Source organism: Myroides albus (assembly GCF_024722315.1).
In the GTDB taxonomy this organism is placed as follows: Bacteria; Bacteroidota; Bacteroidia; order Flavobacteriales; family Flavobacteriaceae; genus Flavobacterium; species Flavobacterium album_A.
In genome coordinates, this window is record NZ_CP102754.1 from 2,295,565 (window position 1) to 2,319,000 (window position 23,436).

General features: G+C 33.5%; 17 protein-coding genes. 15 read left to right on the forward strand and 2 right to left on the reverse strand.

Annotation, left to right across the window (positions count from 1 at the left end; genetic code table 11):
• Nucleotides 1-71: 71 nt before the first annotated feature.
• The 9 genes from NWE55_RS10470 to NWE55_RS10510 all read left to right on the forward strand — a co-directional run bounded on the left by NWE55_RS10470 (nt 72) and on the right by NWE55_RS10510 (nt 15,911).
• Nucleotides 72-2,900: a TonB-dependent receptor gene (locus NWE55_RS10470; protein WP_155091075.1), complete on the forward strand. Its 2,829-nt coding sequence runs from the start codon at nt 72-74 to the stop codon at nt 2,898-2,900.
• Between the two features lie 12 nt (nt 2,901-2,912).
• Nucleotides 2,913-4,136, forward strand: a complete 1,224-nt coding sequence (locus NWE55_RS10475; protein ID WP_258204048.1) for a DUF4876 domain-containing protein — start codon at nt 2,913-2,915, stop codon at nt 4,134-4,136.
• 10 nt (nt 4,137-4,146) lie between these two features.
• The gene (locus NWE55_RS10480; RefSeq protein WP_155091073.1) at nt 4,147-5,664 is read left to right on the forward strand and encodes a DUF6850 family outer membrane beta-barrel protein; all 1,518 of its coding nucleotides are present in this window, start codon (nt 4,147-4,149) and stop codon (nt 5,662-5,664) included.
• Between the two features lie 16 nt (nt 5,665-5,680).
• The gene (locus NWE55_RS10485; protein ID WP_155091072.1) at nt 5,681-6,811 is read left to right on the forward strand and encodes a cytochrome-c peroxidase; all 1,131 of its coding nucleotides are present in this window, start codon (nt 5,681-5,683) and stop codon (nt 6,809-6,811) included.
• Nucleotides 6,812-7,114: 303 nt separating this feature from the next.
• Nucleotides 7,115-9,871, forward strand: coding sequence for a TonB-dependent receptor plug domain-containing protein (locus NWE55_RS10490; RefSeq protein WP_155091071.1), 2,757 nt, complete (start codon nt 7,115-7,117; stop codon nt 9,869-9,871).
• A gap of 3 nt (nt 9,872-9,874) precedes the next feature.
• Nucleotides 9,875-11,104 (forward strand): DUF4876 domain-containing protein, encoded by a 1,230-nt coding sequence (locus NWE55_RS10495; protein WP_155091070.1) that lies wholly within the window; start codon nt 9,875-9,877, stop codon nt 11,102-11,104.
• 12 nt (nt 11,105-11,116) lie between these two features.
• Complete coding sequence (locus NWE55_RS10500) at nt 11,117-12,649, forward strand: DUF6850 family outer membrane beta-barrel protein (RefSeq protein WP_155091069.1); 1,533 nt, start codon at nt 11,117-11,119, stop codon at nt 12,647-12,649.
• 26 nt (nt 12,650-12,675) lie between these two features.
• The gene (locus NWE55_RS10505; RefSeq protein WP_258204049.1) at nt 12,676-13,821 is read left to right on the forward strand and encodes a cytochrome-c peroxidase; all 1,146 of its coding nucleotides are present in this window, start codon (nt 12,676-12,678) and stop codon (nt 13,819-13,821) included.
• 314 nt (nt 13,822-14,135) lie between these two features.
• The gene (locus NWE55_RS10510; protein ID WP_258204050.1) at nt 14,136-15,911 is read left to right on the forward strand and encodes a nuclease-related domain-containing DEAD/DEAH box helicase; all 1,776 of its coding nucleotides are present in this window, start codon (nt 14,136-14,138) and stop codon (nt 15,909-15,911) included.
• Nucleotides 15,912-16,751: 840 nt separating this feature from the next.
• On the opposite strand, the gene NWE55_RS10515 is transcribed toward NWE55_RS10510, so the two are convergent.
• Entirely contained in the window at nt 16,752-17,627 is an 876-nt protein-coding gene (locus tag NWE55_RS10515; protein WP_155091066.1) for a helix-turn-helix domain-containing protein, read from the reverse strand.
• A 584-nt stretch (nt 17,628-18,211) separates the two neighbouring features.
• On the opposite strand from NWE55_RS10515, the gene NWE55_RS10520 reads away from it, so the two are divergent.
• From NWE55_RS10520 to NWE55_RS10530, 3 genes are all read left to right on the forward strand, one after another.
• Complete coding sequence (locus NWE55_RS10520; protein ID WP_258204051.1) at nt 18,212-18,523, forward strand: winged helix-turn-helix transcriptional regulator; 312 nt, start codon at nt 18,212-18,214, stop codon at nt 18,521-18,523.
• Nucleotides 18,524-18,690: 167 nt separating this feature from the next.
• A complete protein-coding gene (locus NWE55_RS10525; RefSeq protein WP_155093491.1) occupies nt 18,691-19,005 on the forward strand; it encodes a transposase in 315 nt (104 codons plus the stop codon).
• Nucleotides 18,999-19,892, forward strand: a complete 894-nt coding sequence (locus NWE55_RS10530; RefSeq protein ID WP_155093492.1) for an IS3 family transposase — start codon at nt 18,999-19,001, stop codon at nt 19,890-19,892. The genes NWE55_RS10525 and NWE55_RS10530 overlap by 7 nt, the downstream gene beginning before the upstream one ends.
• Nucleotides 19,893-19,903: 11 nt before the next feature.
• Here NWE55_RS10530 and NWE55_RS10535 read toward each other — a convergent pair whose 3' ends face one another.
• The gene (locus NWE55_RS10535; RefSeq protein WP_258204052.1) at nt 19,904-20,365 is read right to left on the reverse strand and encodes a GNAT family N-acetyltransferase; all 462 of its coding nucleotides are present in this window, start codon (nt 20,363-20,365) and stop codon (nt 19,904-19,906) included.
• A 220-nt stretch (nt 20,366-20,585) separates the two neighbouring features.
• On the opposite strand from NWE55_RS10535, the gene brnQ reads away from it, so the two are divergent.
• From brnQ to NWE55_RS10550, 3 genes are all read left to right on the forward strand, one after another.
• Nucleotides 20,586-21,938, forward strand: coding sequence for a branched-chain amino acid transport system II carrier protein (gene brnQ, locus NWE55_RS10540; RefSeq protein ID WP_160340011.1), 1,353 nt, complete (start codon nt 20,586-20,588; stop codon nt 21,936-21,938).
• Nucleotides 21,939-22,010: 72 nt separating this feature from the next.
• Nucleotides 22,011-22,550, forward strand: a complete 540-nt coding sequence (locus NWE55_RS10545; RefSeq protein WP_155091062.1) for a helix-turn-helix domain-containing protein — start codon at nt 22,011-22,013, stop codon at nt 22,548-22,550.
• Nucleotides 22,551-22,552: 2 nt separating this feature from the next.
• Nucleotides 22,553-23,410 (forward strand): IS3 family transposase, encoded by an 858-nt coding sequence (locus NWE55_RS10550; protein WP_258204719.1) that lies wholly within the window; start codon nt 22,553-22,555, stop codon nt 23,408-23,410.
• Nucleotides 23,411-23,436 lie beyond the last annotated feature (26 nt).

Genomic DNA, 23,436 nt, shown 5'->3' on the forward strand with positions numbered 1-23,436 from the left:
TACTTCTAAATAATGTTGTTTAGAATGATTTTAGATTATACATTTGCCCCATAAAACATAATACAGTCGTGATGCTCAAACACTTTACTATTATCACACGACCAACCCAACTAACTATTATTATCTTATCGTTATTCATTCACTTTCTCAGTTATGGGCAGAATACTCGTTCTCCTATCTCGATCAAAGTGCAGAATGAGTATGGTGTAGCTATCCCTACAGCTGTGGTGATGATAAAAAGTGATAAGGAGTCTGTCTTAGAACTTACAGATGAGGCAGGTGAGGTGGCTTTTAAACTAGTGCCTGATAACTATCTTTTAGAAGTACAGCACATCAGTTATTCTTTTTACAGCCAGAAGCTAAATACCTTAACGCACAATAATTTTACAGTTGCCTTAAAGGCTGAAACGAATCAATTAGAAGAAGTCGTGATTACAGCTAAAGAAGGGACGGGACTTACGAGTACTTCTGTGATTAATAGAAGGGCTATGCAACATCTACAGCCTTCTAGTTTTGCTGACTTAATGGAATTAGTACCTGGCGGTAGAGCACAAGATCCGTATCTAGGGGGTGTCAATAAAATACAGCTGAGAGAAGTAGGTAGAGTGGGGTCTAATATAGGGGGTGTTGGAAATAAACAATATGACACTTCTTCTCTAGGGACTTTATTTGTAGTAGATGGAGCACAACTAAACTCGGGTGCAAACCTTCAGTATACTTATGGCTATATGGATAATGTTTCATCAGGTGTTAATAAGAATATCAATATTAGCTCAGGTGTTGATATGCGTACAATCTCAACAGATCAAATAGAGAAAGTAGAAATCATAAGAGGAATCCCTTCTGTAGAATACGGAAACCTTACTTCTGGTGTAGTAAAGATCACGAAAAAGAGTGGATATTCTAAATGGCAAGCACGTTTTAAAGCAGATGGATATAGTAAACTATTTGCTGTTAATAAAGGTTTTGAATCTAAGGACAGTAGCTTTAAGGTAAATGTAGGGTTAGATTATCTAAATGCTAAACCAGAACCTCGCAATGATTTAGAGAGTTATAAGCGTGTGACAGGTACTGTACGCGTGAGTAAGGATAAGAATTTAAACAATGGAGGATTGTTTTCTTGGGTATCCAACCTAAGTTATACAGGGTCTATAGATGACGCTAAGTCTGATCCAGATATTGACCTGACAGGTGCGAATAAATATAAAGTGGATAATAAGTTCTATAGTCTGAGTAATATAGTGACTTATGAGAGTAGAAATGAATCTTTCTTTAGAAGTATAGAATTACAGACTACGTTTAATCAACGTTTTGATAAGATTAACCAGACAAAGTTTGTACAGCTAGAGGCTGCTACAGCATTGCCACTTTCTACGGTGGATGGTGAGTACGATGGTTTTTTTCCTACGGCTAATTATATTGCAGAGAGTGTAGTAGATGGTAAGCCACTAGATATCTTCGCTAAGGTAGTAAGTGCATTTCGTTATAATATGTCTGCTATTTCTACAGATATACGCGCAGGTATTGATTGGCAGTATAGTAAGAATAACGGTAGAGGTCAGGTCTATGATATCTATAAGCCTTTAGATCCTAAATCTACTTATAGAAACAGAGCATATAAGGATATTCCTGCTTATGTAACGACGGCTTTGTTTGCAGAGCATATTTCCTCTGCTAAATTTGGACAACACGGTCTAACATTAGCATTAGGAGCGAGAGGATCTATTATGCAAAACTTGTCTAATGATTTCACTATGAGTGGAAAGATGTATATCGATCCACGTGTGAATGTACAATGGACACTACCCTCATTTATGGTAGCGAATAAGGAAGCAAAAGTAGACTTAACGTTAGGATGGGGACAGCAGAGACTATTTCCTGACCTAAATCTTCTTTATCCAGAGAAATACTATAGAGACGTTCAGCAGTTAAACTATTTTCACAGTAATCCTGATTATCGTACAGTTAATTATAAAACGACCGTTTTTGATCCACAGAACAAAGCACTGACACCTGCTTTAAACAATAAGATAGAGGCTAGGTTAGATTTGAATTTGGGGTTTCATCAGCTGACTTTTACAGTATTTAAAGAAAGAATGAGTAACGGGTTTAGAACGATGAACCAGTATGGAATCTTTGATTATAAGAGATATGATACTTCTAATATAGATCATGATCATATCATGAGTACACCGAATAAAGAGGATCTTCCTTACGAACAGTTTAATGAAAACTTCTTATACAATGTCTCTCGCAATGGAAGTAGAACTGATAAAGAAGGAATAGAGTTTCAGTATAGTTCTAATAGAATATCTGTAATTAATACACGTATTACAATTAGTGGGGCATGGTTTAGAACTGAATATGGCAATAGCTTACCAACTTATAGACGTGGTAACTCTAATGCTAATGTGAATGGTAAGCCTTATCCATACTTAGGACTATACGATGAAATGGAACCTAAGAGCAAATACGAACAGCTAAATAGTAATCTATTATTAGATACATATATCCCTAAACTAGATCTACAATTCTCTACTTCATTTCAGTTTAACTGGTACTACTTAGCAAAGAATGAACCGATGAATGGAATGCCTAGCTACTATGTAGGAGTAGATGGAGAATTACGACCTTATGATGCAGAAGAGGCAAAAGGAACATTGTTAGAACAATTAGTAATCCCACAACATAGCAATGCAGATAAATCTAGAAGAACACCTATGCTGATGGATGTGAACTTAAAGCTATCTAAGAGTTTTAGAAACAAGCAGATCACAGTGTCTATGTTTGCTAATAAGCTATTTACCTATTATGCTCCATATTTTGTGAATGGGACTAAGGTAAACAGAAAGGGGCTAAGAGACCCTTACTTCGGAATGGAAATAAATTTTAATCTATAAATACTTATAAAAATGATAAAACGACTTTTACAATCATTATGCTTACTACTAGTAGTATTAGGTTTTAATGCTTGTTCTTCTGATGACAATAGCAATATGACAGGGGATGAGCAGACTTTCGTAACATTCTGGATTAATGATCCTCAAGATGCGAAGATAGAAGAGATAAAACAGATGACTATTTACTTGACAGAACTAAACTCTAATAAGAAAACGGAGTTAGTATATGAAGGAGATAAGAAAATACAGAAAGCACTTCCTACGGGTACTTATGATATCACAGTAGAAGGTGTAATCACACATAAAGTAAACGGTGTAGTAGAGGAGAGTAAAGTAGGTAACTTTATTAAAGGAGTAGTGATCTCGGGTAGAGAAATGACTAAGGCTATCGATATCGTATTTAAAACGAGTAGTACAGGTTTTGTAATAGAAGAGGTATTCTTCGCAGGGACTAAAACACCACAAGGACTTCAGTATACAGATGACCAATACTTTAAAATAACAAATAACTCTGATGAGGTATTGTATTTAGACGGAATGTTATTTGTACAATCTAAGTTTATGACAAATGATAAGCAAGATTATACACCTAATATTATGAGTGAGGCATTGTCTGCTGGAGCTATTTTACAGTTCCCAGGTAAAGGAAAAGACCACCCAGTAGAGCCAGGCAAATCAGTAATCTTTGCAGAGAATGCTATTAACCATAGAGAATTTAACAGCAACTCAATTGATTTGACTAACGCAGAGTTTCAGAATTTTAGAGATGGTGTACATGATGTAGTAGGATTAAAAGCAGCTAAAATGATTACGATTCACGATGAATTAGTGGTTAATATTCAAGGAAGTTATGTTTATGCTTTAGTGAAAATGCCTGAGGGAATGACAACGGAGAAGCTAGTAGTAGATAATATATATGATTATGAGTACGAAATGATATTCGGAGGAGAAGCATATCCTAGTGTAGACTCTGCTATTAAAATTCCAAACTCATGGATAGTAGATGCTGTAAACTTAGGTATCGCTGATGAGTATATGTGGAATGTAACATCTCCATCAGTAGATATGGGGTATACTTATATCACACAACATGTAGGGGATGAAGGAAGATATGGTAAGGCTGTAAGAAGACATGTATTAGGTAAGAATGCAGCAGGGAACAATGTTCTAAAAGATACTAATAATTCGACAGTTGACTTTGCACCTGCAGTAAGACCGTCATTATTTAAATATTAATTAGTGTAGTATGAAGCACTTTCATTTTGGGTTATGTCTGTTGTCATTGTTGAGTACTGTATGGGGATATGGTCAACAGTCAGATTCATTGGCAATAAAAGTAAAGGAGAATCAAGATGTAATACATCATTTTGAAGAACCTATTTATGTCAATCCATCTCACTATTTAGACTATAGAAAGTACAGCTTAACTTCTTTCGAAATCGCAAAACAGAATAGTAAGAATGAAACAACCTTAGCTCAAGAGGGTAAAAACAGAGATGATTTGTCTTTTCAAGCGAATGCTTACCATAAATTAGATAAGCATAGTGCTGTGTGGGGCAGTGCTACTTATCAACAAGGTAAGCGAAGAGATGTAATGTGGAATGAGAGTGCGGATTACCATTTAATATTTCCGTATGTGGTAGCGGATAGTGTAGGTGGAGATATTAAGTATGAAGATTATCATATCGCTGGTGGTTATGCCCAACGATTAGGAAAGTACAATATCGGTATCTCTGGTTTTTATAAAGCGAAGATGGAATACCGGAATATAGACCCTAGACCTAAGAACCTCTCTGCTCGATTAGGAGGGAATATAGGTGTGAGTAGAGTATTTAAGGAGTTCTTTACTATAGGGGTAAATACTTCAATAGAGAAATATACACAGAAACACAAGATGGACTTTTATAGTCCTACTGGATTTCCTGTGATATATGAGATGAGTGGAATGGGAAACTTCAATAATCTATTGAAAGGAAAAAGAAGAGAGGCTTATTATGATGGTTGGAGGTATGGTACTTCTCTACAAGTATATGACACTTATCAGAAGAAGTGGTTTGCCACAGTGGGAATGAATATTTTTAGTTTTGAGAAGTTACTGCCTGATTTCTATGATTTGCAAGTTTCTAAAGTTAAGGAGGTAGAGCATTTCTTCTCTGTAGGGAAGCTATTTGATGTACAAGCTACTCAGTTAGGTGTTCGCTTAGATGGAAACATGAAGACGAGAAAGGGTACAGAGAATTTGTTTGTCAATGTGAGCGCTACGAACTATTTAAAGATAGGACAAGAAGAACAATATAAATACGAGAATAAGAGTCTTAGATTAAGTGGAGTATTTAAGTATGGAACTTTAAATAGTGTGTATAGTATCTTACCGTATATAGGAATAACTCAAGAGGTAGAACGTTATAAAAAGCCTTATTCTAAAACAGATATTCAGTATACCTATATGGGAGCAGATTTACAATGGATGTACACATTTAAGGATAGAAGTCTATTGACAGTAGCTTCTAATTGGAAGGTAAGACAAACTGCTAAAGAAAAGGCTACTTTTAATTATGGAAATAGTAATGCTATAAATCAAATGCTACTTGATAACTATGCTGTTCAGATAGCAGAGTATTGGGAAGGAAGCTTTAAGGTTCGATATGATTTTGCTTTGCCGAAAGTAATAGATGTATTTGTAGGTGGAGAGTATTATTTCCAAAATTATAAGCAGTTTCAAAACAACAGTAGTGTGATGATGAGTTTAGGGATTACGTTTTAAAAGAGAGAGAAGATAGATGAAAAAAAAGGTAGGTGTTATTATTGGGGCGGTATTACTATTTATAGGATACACTAATTTTGAGGTAAGATCAGTTTCAGAATACACAGAGATTACAGATCAATATAAAAGACCTATAAGCTATTGGCCTAGTCCGATAATAGATAAAAGTGTAGAATGGAAAGAGTTTGGGGCAATAGAGGTAGATACATTATACTATGAGACACAAGATTTGCCAGAAGTGGTATTAGGTAAAGCACTGTTCTTTGACCCTAAGTTATCAAAGTCTAATCAGATATCTTGTAGCTCTTGTCACGATCCTGAAATGGGATGGACAGACCATAGACAGGTATCACTAGGGAATGATCATTTATTAGGAGCCAGAAATACTCCTTCTTTATACAATATTGCTGAGCGTAGTTCTTTCTTTTGGGATGGTAGAGCATTAACGCTAGAAGAGCAAGCGATGGGACCTTTATCTGCTCATCATGAAATGGATATGGATGTCAAATCACTACCAGCGAAGTTAAGCAAGTATAAAGAGTACAAGCCCTTGTTTAAAGAAACTTACGGAGATGACAAAGTGACTTATGAAAGAATAGTGGGGGCAATAGCTACTTTTCAAAAGACAATTAAAAGTCAGCCTAGTCGTTTCGACAAATTTATGCAAGGAGAGTATCAGTACCTAACAGAACAGGAGATATATGGAATGCACTTATTTAGAACTAAGGCAGGATGTATGAATTGTCATCATGGTAAATATCTTACAGATGAGTCTTTTCACAATATAGGATTGACATATTACAAGAGAGAGTACGAAGACTTAGGATTATACTTACATACCAAAAAGGCAGATGATGTGGGTAAATTTAAAACACCTTCTTTAAGAGACCTATTAGTGACTAAGCCATGGATGCATAATGGGTTAATGGATGACTTAGAAGGAATAGTGAATTTGTATAATAGTGGGATGCACATGATAGACCCTACAGAGGAAGAGAAAGCATTAGATCCACTCTTTCCTCTAACAGATCCACTGATGAAACCATTAAAATTAAATGAGAAAGAAATAAAAGCTATTGTAGCATTTTTAGAATCAATGTCAGGAAGTTACTATAAAATGGAACGTCCTATTTTTCCAACGAAGTAACGCTTATTTACTTTAATGGTATGTAAAAAACTTCTTTAGAGACAGTTCTAAAGAAGTTTTTTCTTATTTAGAAGTAATCAGTATAGTGTTAATGATGGGGACTTGGATGTAATGATGTGTTTATAATGTAAATTGGTTTAATATGTTGAGTATTTTTCATCTATTTTGTTTAATATGTGTTTTTTATGCTATTTATATTAAATCTTAAATATATATGTGTAATTAATTTGAACCAAGTCTAAATAAATTGCGTAATGTATTTTTCTTGACTACTTTTGTCAACCTATTTGAAAATAGATTTGAATGAAATGCGCGACACATTTAGCAAAACATATTTTTCTAACTATTGTTTTGTTATTCAGCTCTTTACTTTTTGGTCAAGGCAACAAAGTTTCTTTATCTTTAAGAGCAGTTGATTCTGCCAAAATACTCATCACAGATGCCACCATAATCGCTGTTGATAGTAAGAATCAAAGTTATATCCAATTGACTAATGATAAGGGAGAAGTTATTTTTAGCTTAACTCCCGATAATTATACTATTCATGTGAATCATATTGGATTTCAGCATGAAGAATTTTCAGTATCCTTATTAGGTGATTTATCAAGAGAAATTGTTTTAACGCCTAATGCTAACATTTTAGAGGAGATGATTATCACGGCCACAGAAAGTAAAGGTTTAACTTCTACTTCAGTGATTAATCGCCAAGCGATGGAACATTTGCAACCTTCAAGCTTTACGGATCTTATGGAATTATTGCCAGGTGGTCAAGCAAAGGATCCTATCTTGACAAGTGTTAACCCTGTGCTATTACGTGAAAATGGCAGTAGTGGTTATAATACCAGTTCCTTGGGAGTTCAGTTTATGATGGATGGGAATGTGCTTAATTCTAATGCGGATCTACAAGTATCCTCAAATACAACATCAGGTCCTCTTGGCAAAACTTCTCACATAGGTATTGATATGCGTAGTATTGCTACCAATGATATTGAAAGTGTTGAAGTGATTCGCGGTATTCCTACAGCTGCCTATGGTGATTTAACCTCAGGATTGATTAAAATCAATAGAAAGGTTGGGTATACTCCTTTACAAGCTCGCTTTAAAGTGGATGGCTTTAGTAAATTGTATTATGTAGGAAAGGGAATTGATACCAAAAGTGGTTGGAGGCTGAATGCAAGTGTTGATTTTTTAGATGCTAAAAGTGAACCGCGAAATGTACTTGAGAATTATAAGAGAGTTTCTGCTTCACTTCGTTCGGAGAAAGCATGGACTTTGAATGATACGGAGTTAGTTTGGAAATCCAATCTTGATTATAGTGGAACGATCGACAATGATAAGTTTGATCCTGATACAGGTTTTGACCGTACAGATTCTTATAAGAATAGTAAACAATACTTTTCATTAGGTAATAATTTACAATTGAACTTCCCAGAATATGCGGTGTTTAATAATGTAAAATTGAATACATACATCTCTCAAGGAATAGAGGATATCAAAGGAAGTGTCTTTGTTCAACAAAGTGGGCGAAATGCCATACCTATATCAAACGAGACAGGAGTTAACGAAGGTGTTTTTCTACCTTCTTCTTATGTGTCAAACTACAAGACGCAAGGAAGACCTCTGAACATAAATACAACTTTACAAACTACTTTGGGGTTTGTCACAGGGGGGATTAGTCATGAGATTGAATCCGGTATTGAATTTAGATATTCTAAAAACAACGGAGATGGTGAGGTCTACGACCCTATGTTACCTCCAACATTAGGTGTTGTAAAAAGACCAAGACCTTTTAAGGATATACCTGCTTCACAATTATTAGCTGCCTATATTGGAGATAGAATGGAGTATGACTTGGGAGCACATCACTTACAATTATACGGAGGACTTCGCATGTCTAAAATGTTAGGTATTAGCAAGGACTTTAGTATTAGTGACCGCGTTTTTGTAGAGCCACGTGTCAATTTTCAATGGGGATTACCTGAGGTGAAGATAGGGAATGATTTTTTGAAAACAGATATCACTGTAGGATATGGTGAACTCTATAAACAACCTACTCTGGCATTGTTATATCCACAAGATAGATATTTTGATATGGCTCAAGTAAGTTATTATGATCCACAAAATGATAACTACTATGCTCAATTTTATACGTATAGAATGTCTTTGCAAAATCAAAGCCTGATTGGAGCAAAGAATATCAAACGCGAGATTAGACTGGATTTAGCTTATAATAAACATAAATTCTATATTACTTACTTCGACGAAAAGATGTCAACAGGTTTTAGAGATATGACACAGTTTATGGGGTTTGAATACGATCGATATGAAGCTAAGGATATCGTGTGGAATGACGAGTTAGGCCGCCCTAACTTAGATAGTTCCACTTCTACCAATAAGCAAGTAATGTCACAGTATTCTCATACCGAAAACGGTAGTAATACTTTTAAAACAGGGATTGAATTTGGATATAGTTCTCCGCGATTCGAAAGTATTAATACTCGTTTTACTTTGAATGGAGCTTGGTTTAAAACTACTTATTCAAATAGCGCTCCTATTTTGCATAGACCTGGTCTATCTGTAAATGGTCAAGAGTTTTTATATGCCGGTATATATGCTGATGATAATGGGTATAGAAGGTCTTCGTTAGTTTATAACTTGGTTGTAGATACTTATTTACCAAGCTTAGATATGAATATTTCAGCTTCTCTACAAGGTGATTTGTTTAGAAGAGATTTGAATTTGAATCGAGTGGCAGCTCCTTATGCTTATATAGGTATTGATAATGTTGTACATGAGTATACTGAAGAGAGTATGAAGGATCCAATGCTTCAACATTTAGTTAGAAATGTTTCGAGCACTGACGGGATGGAGAAACGCACGCCTTTTACTTTTAATGCAAACTTTAAGATTTCTAAGCGAATATATAAGTCTGTAAAAGCGTCAATGTTTGTTAATCGACTATTTACGCATTATGAATCTTATACCTTCAACGGTGTGAAAGTTAATAGAAAAGATGATAGTGGTCCCTATTTTGGAATGGAAATCAATTTTAATATTTAGAAAATGAAATTTAGACAAATATATTTAGCTGTTTTATTAACAGTAATGAGCTTAACTGTTAGCTCTTGTCTTAGTGATGATAACGCAACTGAATTAACTCAGAATGCCGTTGTTTCTATGACATTTAAAGTTGATGATGTTAAGGAAATTAAAGAGTTAGAAGTCGAATTTACCGAGGTGAATACAGGGATGAAGACAATCGAAAAGGCTGAGAATACGCCTTATTTTTCAGTTGCGCTTCCAGTGGGATCCTACCGAATGTCTTCGGAAGGTATTGGTATTCTTGAGGATGGTGAAGAAGTAATTTTAGGTAGCAAAAACGAGATGCTTGATATTACAAGTCAAGTAACGAATGTGAATATCAAATTGACAGTTAAACAATTTACTGATGATTTTATTTTTGAAGAATTATTTTACACTGGTTTTCAGACCAATGAAGGAAAATCATACCAAACGGGTAGGTATTTTAAAATTGTCAATAATACAGATAGAGTGCTCTATGCAGATGGATTGTTAATCGCTCAATCTGACTTCATGACTACACGCGATAATAAAGAAACCCCATTCATTTTAGATGAGGCATTTGTTTGTCAATCTGTTATGATGCTACCTGGTAATGGAACGGACTATCCTGTTGAACCTGGTGACTTTATCGTTATTGCAGACAATGCACAGAATCACAACCTGCCCAATGTGGCTGGACCTGACTTAACAAAAGCTGACTTTGAGTTTCCAACTTTAGACGGTCCAAAAGTGCAGCCAGATAATCCAAGTGTACCAAACGTTGATGTAATTTATACAAAAATGAATTTTGGTATGTTTGTCATGCATGACCGTGGTTATACAGGTTATATTATTGCTCGTTTTCCTGATGGAGAAAGTGTTGATAGTTGGTTAAGTGAGCACAAGTATGACTATTCTTACTTGACTGGATCTGGAAAAGAGCAGAGTTTTAGTCGCTATAAAATTCCAAATAATTGGATATTAGATGGTGTGAATAATAGTATTCCTGATAAGCTGGAGCGTTTGGTTACAAGTGCTGGTATTGATAGTGGTTTTACTTACTGTGCAACATCGGATGGTGATAAGGGAAGATATGGTAAATCGGTGCGTAGAAAAGGTTTAGGACAGAATGAATTTGGAAGAGAAGTATATAAAGATACCAATAATTCATCAGTTGATTTTGTTCCCGAATCAAGAGCGTCTTTACTAGATGGAATTATTCACAATTAAAGAAGGACAAGATTGAAGAAGATTGTTGTAAATAGTATCAGTGGTTTATTTGTTTTTATCTTATCACTGCAGACTTACGCTCAGCACGTAGTTGCGGATAGTCTTTATATTAATAGAGAACTACAAACGAACGTGTACACTGAATTTGGAAAGGAGTTCTTTGCTAATCGCTCGTATATGTATTCGGCAATTCCCTTGTCGTATTCTGAATTGAATATGAATTATCAGTCTGATCGGAAAGATGCTTATTTGGTACAAGATGGTGATGGATTAGACGCTTTTAGTGTCAATACTTTTTCTTACCAAAGATTGAAAGGGAACAAAGTTATTTGGGGTGGTGCTTCATATAAGAATCAAAAGCAAAAGAATATGATGTGGAATGAAAATATGGATAGGCATATTTTGGGTCCTTATGTTGTAGGGGATTCTATTGGTGGTACGATGAAGCAAGATATTTATCACTTTAGTGGAGGTATTGCTAAGGAATGGCGGAAATTTACACTTGGTGCTGAGGTTACTTATACGGCAAAAAGCGGTTATAGGGAAGTGGATCCAAGACCTAAAAATACCGTTTCTGATTTGAAGGTGCACTTAGGTATTACCTATAATGTCTTTAAAGATTACGAGATTGGTGTATATACTCATTTGAATAAGTATTCACAAAACTCAAGTTTGAAGTTTGTAAACTTATTAGGTAAACCAATCGCTTATCATCTGACAGGCTTGGGATCTTATAATTACTATTTTAGCTCGGCTGTTGATATGACTAATTTATACGAAGGTTTTGGTTATGATGTTGGAGGTACCATTGCTAAGAATAAGGGGAAAGATTTTGTGATTCAAGGAGCTTTTGGCAAATTTCAAGTAGATAAAGGGATAGGCAGTTCTCCTGCAAAAGATATGTCTAAATTGGAAACCAAAAAGTATACAGTAAGTGCTGTTAAATACATTGATTTTGAACAACATCGCCTTGGAGCTAAAGTAAGTTACCTCTTGAGTGAATCGAGAGGAACAGAGTATTTTTATTCGAAAGTCGAAAAATTAGAGACCAAGATTGCAGAGAAAGAGTTGTATAAATTTGTACGCAGCGACATTTATACTTCTATTTTCTATCAGTATAGTACTGCTTTAAGTAGATTCACTGTTACTCCGCTATTTGGAGTGGAACAAACAGATGAAAAAAGAAGGGATACACAAGTTAAACAACGATTTACATATATTCATTTAGGTATTGAAGTAGATTATTTGAGAAGTATTAATACTTCAAGTACAATTAGTCTAAAACCGTATTTTAAGGTTAGAAACTTAAAAGAAACAACAGAAAGATTGAAAGAGTTCCACTATAGCCCTGCTATGAATCAATGGGTTAAACAGGACTATATGATTAACTCTGCAAATTATTTTAATTGTGGCTTAGTAGTTAGATATGATTTTAAAGTACAGAACTTACCTAATATTTTTGTACAAACTCAATTTGAACAGGTTAAATATAATGTGAATGAAACAAACAATTTCGTTAGTGCAACCTTAGGGGTTACATTTTAATGAATTGTTATTTAATAAAATAATTAATGAAAAAGATAGTTTATTTGTTATCTGGAGTCATAGCTTTTGGACTGGTTAGTTTTAGTTCTGAGTTTACAAGTGTTTTGTGGAGTGATACTCCTGATTACACTAAAATAGTGGAAATGTACAAGAAACCGATTAATGAGTGGCCGAAGCCAACGATTGATCCAGGAGTAGAGTGGAGTGAATTTTCAAGTATTAAAAGAGATACAGCTTATTTTGTAGATCAGGCTAAGCCAGAAGTATTGTTGGGAAGAATGTTGTTTTTCGATCCTAAGCTGTCTAAATCTAATCAAATATCTTGTAGTTCTTGTCACGATCCTGAAATGGGATGGACTGATAGACGTATGGTAGGATTAGGACATGATCATTTAAAAGGGGCACGCAATACACCTTCTTTGTATAATACAGCCGAGCGTACTTCTTATTTTTGGGATGGTAGAGCAAACTCTTTAGAAGAACAAGCAAATGGACCTTTGAGTGCTCATAATGAAATGGCAATGGACGTAGTTGAATTACCTGCAAAAATGAGTAAAATTGAAGGCTATAAAAAGTACTTTATTGATGCTTTTGGAGATGATAAAATTACATACGATCGAATTGTAGGTGCAATTGCCTCATTTCAACGTACAATTAAAAGTCAACCAAGTAGAGTAGATGCTTTCATAGATGGAAAATACAATGCCCTAACGGAAGATGAGATTTATGGAATGCATTTATTCAGAACGAAAGCTCGCTGTATGAATTGTCACCACGGACAGTATTTTACAGACGAATCCTTTCACAATATTGGTTTGACGTATTACAAACGTAAATTCGAAGACCTGGGAAGATATGTCGTGACTAATAATCCTGATGATGTAGGTAAGTTTAAAACTCCTGGACTTCGAGATTTGTTGAATACAAGACCTTGGATGCATAATGGTTTGTTCGATGACTTAGAAGGTATTGTGAATATGTATAATAGTGGGATGCATATGATTGATCCTAAGCCTGAGCAAAAATTAGCAGATCCGCTTTATCCTGTGACTGATTCTTTGATGAAGCCTTTAGAATTAAGTAAATCTGAAATAAAATCTTTAGTGTCTTTTCTTGAGGCACTGTCAGGTAGTAAGTTTAAGATGAGACGTCCTGAGTTTCCTATAGAATAGTAAGAAGGTGGTTATTTTAACCACCTTTTTTTGGCTGTAAACAGCGTTATCTTAAATCTTGCTTTGCTGTTGAGGTATAAAATAAGAAAGGGATAGGATAAACTTCTATGGACATTGTTATTTCTCTATGGATAGAGCATGTACAGTTATTTATATCAAAAAAGGTTTCTTACAATAAAGTGTAGAAACCTTTTTTTATGTAAATGCAAGAGCTATGACAAAAAGATTATAGTAAAATGACTGTTATATCTTATTAAAAAAACGTACTATATCTGTTATTATTGTTAAATTAGAGGATATTTAAAGTTATAGTTATGTCATTACAAATCTATCCAGAGTATCCTTTGGATGAGTTAGAACAATTATTGATAAATGGAGTAAAAGTTCCTTATGGTGAATTCTTAGTTTACAAGGATATAGTGGATGCGCTAAGTGATAGCCCTCACGATTGGTACGTGTGGTATAGTATGAAGTTGCCGTTCCACGATAATTCAATGATCAAGAGAGTAAAAGCAGATGCAGAGCTCGATTTTATTATTGTCTCTAAATTTGGAATTATTGTCATGGAGGTGAAGGGAGGAAATATTTCTGTTGATCAAGGCCGTTTTTGTTATAAAGATGGCAAGCGAAAAAAGTGGTTAAACCAAAACCCGTTTGAACAGGTTAAAGGATATAAATATACTTTAATGAATAAGGTTTTTCCGAGCTTTAAGCATATTGCTTTTTGTGAAGCTGTTTCTTTTCCTACTACAATGATTCCCATTGAAAATACAATCTATGATTCTAAATTGATTTATAGTGAGTACACCAAAAGGAATAAGTACAAGAATATTGAAAAGTTTTTAATGCACATTTATGATTATTCGAAACATAAATTAGAAAGTATTCATCCAATTCGCTTTTCCAATCTAACTCCTGGAGAGATTGAGACTATCGTCAATACTTTTAACCCTGTCGTATCGGATACAAATGTGTTCCAAAGTCGTGATTCTCTCGCTTGGTTGAAAGAACGCAATCTTGATATTTTGTATTCGCTATCTGAAAACCCAAGGCTAATGATTGAAGGTGCTCCTGGTACAGGTAAAACGACAATGGCAATGGCCTATGCTGAAATGCAAGTTGGTCGTAAAGGTATTTACTTGTGTTGGAATTTGCTTCTGTGTGGTTATAATGCTCAACGATTTAAGGAACTGAAAGTGAATATTGACTGTATGACATTTACGCAGTTCGTCATTGAGAATTTGCCAAATGTAAATGAGAGTGATTTGTATTATTTAGAACCAAGTAAGTTTGCTGCATATATTCGTGAAACAATTGACTACTTGCAAGATAGTGGTAAATTACCAAATTACGATTTTATGATTATTGACGAAGCGCAGGATCTATTCGATCGCAACTTACACTTGATGATGCATAAGTTATGTGGTGATCACAATGGAATGAAGCAAGGTAATATCATGTTGCTATATGACCTGGATCAAAGTTTTTCACTTTTCGGAAGGGATGTTACGGATTATGCTTATTTCTTGAAAGAGTATTTTACACACTTTAAACTTCACAAAGTTAGGCGTAGTGCTCAAAAGACACAGATTAGAAAAATTGCTGAACATATACAGAGTCATCCTGAAGACTGGGATGATGTTACAACACATCATGAGTATGATGAAATTGAACTCAGGTCTTTTGATACTCGAGATGAATTGAAATATGCTATGGAGGAAATTATAAAGAATATAAATGACCCAAGTTCCTCTTTAATGGCAGAAGATGTTATTGTTCTCGTTCAAAGTAAAGTTTGGCAGCGTAAGAATAACGTTGCAGATTTGATCTTGGAAATGGGAATGGAGGAGCTTACGATTGAGAATCTTAGTTTAAAGCCTAATAAACTTCAATATACTACTGCAGTTAAGTTTAAGGGACTGGAGCGTAAACACGTTATTTTAATTGTGGATAAACCTAATAAGTTGACGCCATATGAATGGTACATAGGTTGTACACGTGCTATTGAGAATTTGTGTATTTGGCAATTACATACTTATGAAGAACATGATGAGAATAGTGAAAATGCCTATAAACGCCGTAAAGCTTAAATCTGAAATACTGATTGAAAGACTACCGTGGTAGTATATCTGTGCAATTAGTTTGAAACGCGAAGGATTTGCTTTAAAACTATTTAGTGTATGGTTGAAAATTACAAGAATACTTGAGGCAAGAAGGATATAAGGAATTTCGGGGATATTATTTATGCTGTTTCTATTTTGGAAAATAGGATTAATGCTTTCTTTGTGAGATTGTCTAAAGGTGTTTTATCACCTGATTGCAGTTTATGTAAAGATCTTCAATGGTTCTCTTATTAGAAGTAAGATAGCGATTTCCTTTATCTGCAGTAGGAAAACGGTATACCAAAGTTTGTTGAAGGAATAAAGTTCAAACCAGTTGTTCTCCCCATTCTTGCTATTAAAAGAAAGTTACTTAGTAGTCTTTGTTAGAAATTAGTATTTAATATTAATGGGATAATGTAGTATAATGTCTCTGCTTACCTTTGTAACGATGGATGATTGAATAGGTGTTGTAACAGTAGTTAAGGAAATATGATTAGATATTGTAATATGGCATCTATTCAAGTAAACTGAAAAGGCTTGACTATTTATATTGTCAATTAAAACTTTATGATTATTAGGAAATTTAACTTGTTCTAAATTTTTCTACAATTGAGATAGAACTTCAAAATGAAAGCAGCCACCTTAAAAAGGTGGCTGCTATGCAATAAAAAAAGATTAGGGCTACTGTTTCTTCAGTTATTTTAATTGCTTGAAGAAAGAGCAATAATTATACATGAAGTAATTTAAGTGAAAATGTTTTTTTCTGTTGTAAAAATAAGATTTTTATCTCACATAAACTTATAAATTTCAAATGAATTTATGTGTTTATTAGTTTTTCCTAAATACGTTTGGACTCATTTTAGTTGCTTTTTTAAAGAAACTAGAGAAATATGTTGGATATTCAAAGCCTAATGTATAAGCTATCTCTGACACACTCCAGTCTGTTGTACTTAGTAGTTTTTTAGCTTCAACAAGTATTCTTTCTTGTATACACGTTGAAGTAGATTTACCTAATATCTTATTAATTGTGTGATTCAAGTGATTTGTATGTACACTTAGTTTTGTTGCGAAATCATTAGGAGTCTTTAATTCTAAGACATTCTGAATAGATGTCACAGGGAACTGTTTCTCTAATAATTCCAAAAACTGTGAGCACAAACGTTGTGGCGCATTCTTTTTATGCTCTACTTTATAAGCAACATTTAGTTTATTACTTTGGTGAATAATAATCTCAATGTAGTTTCTTAATAATTCTATTTTCTGTGCGTAAGATTGTGACGCTTCTTCTTTCATCTTTTTGAAGATAAAAGAAATTAATTCATCCTGAGATGGGGTTAGACTAAAAACAGGGTTCTCCTCAAGGTGAAATAAAATAGATTTCATTAAGTTACTTTTGAAACCTAAGAAATTATTGCTAAATAAACAGAAGTAACCTTCTGGATTTTCAGATATAGGTTCAAATGTATAAGGAGATAAAGGGTTTGAAAAGAATAAAGTTGGACCTTCTAATTCAATTACCTTTGTTCCACTAAAAAATTTACTCTTGCTTTTTAAGTAAGAAACTTTGTAGTAAGACTTTTTATTGTAAGGAATGAATAATTTCTTTCCTTCTTCTTGTGTGTAAATTTTAAAGTCTTCATTTGGTGAATTTTTCAATTCAATCAAACTAGATTGAATTTGAATTTTTTGTCTTGTGTTTGTCATAATAGGTGTCTTTTGTGTGTTGTGAAAGTGGCTTAAGTTTTCTTTAACACTTGTTCGTAATTAATAGTACTAAAGGGTTGTTTCATTGTATCTACTTATATGTGTTTTTATTCTGTCTTATTGCTCATACTTGTATATTGTAAAAATATTAACATAAAATATATTGAAGTTGTGTAAAAAGTTTTTTTTATTGACTTTTTTACCTAAAATAAGGCGATTTTTTATGGTTTAAAGGTTACTTTATGTTGTTTTTTTAATATTGTTTTATGTGATTTATATAGATATTTTTCTTTGATTTATAGATATGGGAACTGAATTGTTAAAGAATACTATTTAATTTTACTATGTTTTCAATGTGAATAGGATAAAATATGTTGTCTTATTTTTGTTAATAGTTACTTAAAATTTTAGTATTGTTAGATTTTTTGTTTATGCTTATTATTTCTTATTGCTTTGATTTTATGAGTAGTTGTATTTGAGCTTCCATAGATGGAATATTTTTGATTTGTTAACTTGCGATTTATGGTAGGCTCAGTTTTAATACTTAAATTTGTATAGAGTGGTTAAAATTTAAGTGTGATTTAATGAAAAAAGAGGAAGAAGTGAATAAAGAATGCCCTGCAGAACAATTGCTAAAGACGTTAGGGGGGAAGTGGAAAATGCATATTTTACATTCTACAGAGGGAAAGCCTAAGAGATTTAGTGATTATATGCGGTTGATTGAAGGGACGAATAAACAATCATTGTCTGTTGCACTACGCGAGCTTGAAAATGATGGCCTATTAATTAGACAGGTGATTACCGAAAAGCCTATTCATATAGAATATTCATTGACTGAGAAAGGAAAACTTATTATTCCAATTTTCGACGATTTATATAAAACCTTAACTGATTAATCAGTTAAGGTTTTTGTGTATTGAATACGTGTTACTTCTGTTGATATCTTTGTTTCTTGTGTTTTTTTGTATCCTCTTTTTTGTAATAGCTTCTCTGATGCTTTATTATCTTAGCCCCTAAATAAGCTGGAGTGAAACTAGTAAATTAATTACATAACTTTGGACTTATGAAATACAAGAAATGGAGCTTATCTGAGAAGCTATCAATTTTAGAAGAAGCAGAAGAAAATGGGGTAATAGAAACTTGTCGTAAACACAGTTTAAGTACAGGTACTTTCTACTCATGGAAGAAGAAATTCGATTCTCAAGGAGAATCAGGATTAAGACCTGCTGTTTCTGACAAATCAAAAGAACTTAAAAAAGCAGAAGAAGAGAATAAGATTCTCCGTAAACTACTAAGTGATAAAGAAATAGAATTAGAAGTTCAACGTGAACTTCTAAAAAAAAAGTTTGGGACATCCGATCCAAAAAAGATCTGGTAGAATACTTTTATAGTAAATATCAAAAAAGTAAAGCTAAACTAATACATTGGGTTGGCTTAAGTGAAAGCACGTACTACTTCAAGGGTTCTGGCAAGTCAAAAGGTAATAAAGCTACTTTATTAACCTATCATAAAACCCAAGGTTGGGTTAATGAACAAACTGTTGTAGAGTCAATTAAAGAGCTTTTAAGGGGTGATTTTATGGATTGTGGCTACCGTATGATGAGCGAGTATCTTAAACGCGAAGGGTACACCATTAACCATAAAAAAGTATATCGTATCATGAAAAACGCCAAGCTTTTACAAACTCGTATAACTAGAGATCATTCGGATAAGAAGTACGTTAAGCATCGTAAAGTAAAGACTACGAGACCCTTAGAGTGTATTGAAATGGATATTAAGATGGTATGGATACCACAAAAAGGTAAAAATGCTTATTTACTTTCTGTAATTGATGTACACAGTCGTAGAATATTAAAAGACTACTTCAGCTTTAATATTAAGCAGAAGCAGGTAATAGAATTATTGTCAGGGCTTTTTGAAGAGTTAGATTACCCTAAAAATGTGGTTATTAGATCGGATAATGGTAGTCAATTTATTGCCAAGAATGTAAGAGAATATCTTTCCTTAGTAGGTGTATCACAAGAATTTACACACGTAGCAACACCAGAGGAAAATGCTCACATAGAAGCCTATCACGGTACTTTAAAAAGAGAGGTTTTTACTAAATTTGAATACTTTACTTTTGGACAAATAGAACAAATATTAAAGAAGTACGTAGTATTTTATAATAACAAAAGACTACATGGCTTGCTTGGAAAAATCACTCCAATGGAGAAATGGGAAAAGGACAAACACTTGATTTGTAGCAGAGAAAAAGTAGCCTAAAACATTATACTTTAAAAATTTAAAAATACTCTAGGTTTATAGGGGTCAAAACATTTATTACCTTTGATTAGATGCGCAATGATCAACTTCTTTTTTAGAATGTGTTGTATATAATCTTCTACTTTTATTAATAATTCTGTTGCAAGTCCCCTTCTCCAGTAGGTTGATAGGATAATGTATCCTATTTCTATTGCATTGTCTGTTTTATCACAGTCATACAAACCTATTTCGCCTATTATTTTATTGTCTGCTTTGTGTGTTATTTTATAAATTCCTATGCCATTTTTATATAGCTTATTATTGGATTCAAACTTCATTGACAAGTACTCTGACGTGTAATAATCTTTTCTATTGGGAATCCAACACATTGTTTCTTTGTCGTTATAGTAGTGTCGAACATGCGGAATATCATTTAACAAATTAATTTTGTTGATATATAAGCGGTCTGTTTCAAGGAAGTTGTTATTGTTCATTTTTTAACATTTTTCGGTTTTGTATTGTATTCTATTTTTTGAAATTGGTATAAATTATGTGATAAGGTCTAAATAAAAATGAAATGTAATTATTAAAGTTGTTTTAATATTTTTATATATTGTACCCCCGTTTTGGTATCAAAACGTTATTTTTTAATCATAATCTCTTTTTGATTTTTTTCTAAATTTAAATGAAAAAAGATTAGACATAATTTATCGAATGAATAAAAAGAAGTTTTTCGATGCGTTAACAATAGGATTTGCACTTTTTGCAATGTTTTTTGGCGCTGGGAATATCATTTTACCACCTATTATTGGTCTTTTGACTGGTAACGATTGGAATTGGTCAGTTACAGGCTTTTCCTTAACAGCTATTCTTGCTCCTTTTCTTGGTATCATTGCTGTACTATACTCAGGTGATGAGTTCACTGATTTAGGAAAGCGAATTGATAGTAGATTGGGATGGATTCTGGCAACAGCTATCATCTTAAGCATAGGTCCTTTGGTGGCTATTCCACGTACTGCAGCAACGACCTTCGAGATTGGTGTGGTTCCTATATTTTCTGATTTTAGTCCAGTTCTATCTTCTGTTATTTTCTTCGGAATTACTTTAGCACTGTCAATTTCACCTTCCCGTGTAGTTGATATTATTGGGAAGTATCTGACCCCTATATTATTAATATTGTTGATTTTTTTAATTTTCTTAGGGATTACAAGCCCATTAGGTCAGTTAGAAGAAACTAATATTAACGGATTGGAGGCTTTTAGAAAGGGATTTTATGAAGGATATCAAACGATGGATGTGTTAGCTTCAGTAATTTATGCAGGAATTATTATTTCTGCGGTGAAAGCTCGTGGATATGTAGAGTTGGGTGAAAAAACGAAAGTTACTTTTATGTCAGGCTCTGTTGCTATATTCTTTTTGTTATTTATTTATGGAGGTTTGGTTTACCTGGGAGCAACTTCTGGTTATCCTATAAATGATAGCTTAAAAAGAACGGAGTTGTTGTTACATATTTCAAATGGCGTTCTGGGTTCAAGTGGTACTATAGCCTTGTCTTTGTGTATTGCTTTAGCTTGTCTTACTACGGCAATCGCTTTGGTATGTGCAACAGGTACTTTCTTTAGTCAGTTGACAAACGGCAAATTGAGTTATCGCTTTATCGTTATTGTTACCTGTTTATCATCTGGATACCTAGCTGTAAAAGGCGTGGATGATATTATTGATTATGCAGGGCCTTTCTTAGGGATAATTTATCCAATAACGCTTACCTTGATTATATATATGGTTGTTTTTGGTAAATATGTAAAGAGAAAAGCTCCTTTTGTAGCTGCAATTATAACTACAACTGTTATTGCTTTGTATCAGTTTGTTGTTTATATGATTGGTTTGTATAGAGAATCAATTTTTGAGAATAGAATGCATGCGACTAATACTATTGATAGACTTAATTCATTAATAGAAGTTGTTCCAATGAGTCGTTACGATGTGCCGTGGTTGATTCCTTCTTTTATTGCTTTTACAGTTGTTTATTTTTTAGGTAAAGTTGTTTTCCCTAAAAGGGAAGCTTAATGAGATATTTAGTACAAAAAAGCCAATCATAGACATGCCCCAAAAAGTTAGACACATTTTGGGGCATTTTTTATGAGTAGAAAACAGAAATACAATTATGAATTTAAGTTACGTTTAGTAACTATAATTCTAGAAGGGAAACATAGTTTAACAGGACTTGCAAAAGAGGAAAGCATTATGCCTTCGAATCTGAGGTTTTGGATTAAACTTTATGAAGCTTATGGCAAACAAGGCTTACTGGGAATTTCCCAAAGTAACTTTACGATAAAGGAAAAAGTTAGCATTATACAAGACTATCAAAAAAGTGGATTATCTTTGATTAACACCTGCGTTAAGTATAGAATCTCTAGTTCTTCTGTGTTATTACAGTGGATTAAAAAATTCCAGAATAATGGATTTAAAGGCTTGGAAGATAATCGAGGTGCACATTTTAGGAAAAACAAAACAAACATCAAGATGACTAAGAAAAGAAATATTCCAGGGATAAAAGCATCGATGAGCGAAGTAGAGAAGCTAAAAATAGAACTAGCATACTTGCGGGCAGAGAATGATTATCTAAAAAAGTTAGAAGCCTTAGCTCAGAGCAAGCAAGCCAAAAAGAAGAAGCCGTAATAATTACGGAGCTAAGGCGCATACATAAACTAGAATATTTACTACACTTAGCAGGGCTAGCTCGTAGTAGTTATTATTACCATACGAAGAGTATAACTTTTTTGGATAAACATGCTGAATTAGGTAAACATGTAACTCGTATTTTTACTAAGTATAGAGGATTATATGGGTACAGAAGAGTCACATTAATGCTTCGAAGAGAACTCAAAATACCTGTAAATTTCAAAACTGTCGCAAAACTAATGAAAGAACTAGGTCATAAAAGTGTGATTAGAGCAAAGAAATACAAGTCTTTTAAAGGAGATATAGGTAAAGCAACAGAAAACGTACTAAATCGAGATTTTAATGCAACTAAGCCTCATCAAAAATGGGCTACAGATGTAACAGAGTTTAATGTTAAAGGAAGTAAATTATACCTATCTCCAATAATAGATTTGTTTAATGGAGAGATAATTAGTTATAATTTATCCACTTCTCCAAACTACCAGCAGATTCTTGATATGCTCAATAAAGCATTTAAAAGAAGAAAAAAAGACAAAGCAACTGACATAGAAACCATACTTCATTCTGATCAGGGTTGGCAATATAGATTACAGAGATACCAGAATAAGTTAATGGATAATAATATTAAACAAAGCATGTCCAGAAAAGGAAATTGTCTAGATAATGCTATAATCGAAAATTTCTTTGGAGTATTGAAATCAGAACTGTTTTATTTAAAGAAATACAACTCCATATTGGAATTAACTCAGGAGATAAAACAGTATATAAAATATTATAATAACGAGCGAATACGCATTAATTTAAATGGAATGAGCCCAGTAGAATACCGAGCTCATTATATTAAAAAGATTGCATAACTTCGTCCAACTTTTTGGGGTCAGTC

Coding starts and splice junctions, on each gene's coding strand:
- NWE55_RS10535 (WP_258204052.1), bottom strand. CDS start 20,365: ATGAACAATAACAACTTCCTTGAAACAGACCGCTTATATATCAACAAA.
- NWE55_RS10545 (WP_155091062.1), top strand. CDS start 22,011: ATGAGTAGAAAACAGAAATACAATTATGAATTTAAGTTACGTTTAGTA.
- NWE55_RS10475 (WP_258204048.1), top strand. CDS start 2,913: ATGATAAAACGACTTTTACAATCATTATGCTTACTACTAGTAGTATTA.
- NWE55_RS10510 (WP_258204050.1), top strand. CDS start 14,136: ATGTCATTACAAATCTATCCAGAGTATCCTTTGGATGAGTTAGAACAA.
- NWE55_RS10480 (WP_155091073.1), top strand. CDS start 4,147: ATGAAGCACTTTCATTTTGGGTTATGTCTGTTGTCATTGTTGAGTACT.
- NWE55_RS10485 (WP_155091072.1), top strand. CDS start 5,681: ATGAAAAAAAAGGTAGGTGTTATTATTGGGGCGGTATTACTATTTATA.
- NWE55_RS10495 (WP_155091070.1), top strand. CDS start 9,875: ATGAAATTTAGACAAATATATTTAGCTGTTTTATTAACAGTAATGAGC.
- NWE55_RS10490 (WP_155091071.1), top strand. CDS start 7,115: ATGAAATGCGCGACACATTTAGCAAAACATATTTTTCTAACTATTGTT.
- brnQ (WP_160340011.1), top strand. CDS start 20,586: ATGAATAAAAAGAAGTTTTTCGATGCGTTAACAATAGGATTTGCACTT.
- NWE55_RS10505 (WP_258204049.1), top strand. CDS start 12,676: ATGAAAAAGATAGTTTATTTGTTATCTGGAGTCATAGCTTTTGGACTG.
- NWE55_RS10515 (WP_155091066.1), bottom strand. CDS start 17,627: ATGACAAACACAAGACAAAAAATTCAAATTCAATCTAGTTTGATTGAA.
- NWE55_RS10520 (WP_258204051.1), top strand. CDS start 18,212: ATGAAAAAAGAGGAAGAAGTGAATAAAGAATGCCCTGCAGAACAATTG.
- NWE55_RS10525 (WP_155093491.1), top strand. CDS start 18,691: ATGAAATACAAGAAATGGAGCTTATCTGAGAAGCTATCAATTTTAGAA.
- NWE55_RS10470 (WP_155091075.1), top strand. CDS start 72: ATGCTCAAACACTTTACTATTATCACACGACCAACCCAACTAACTATT.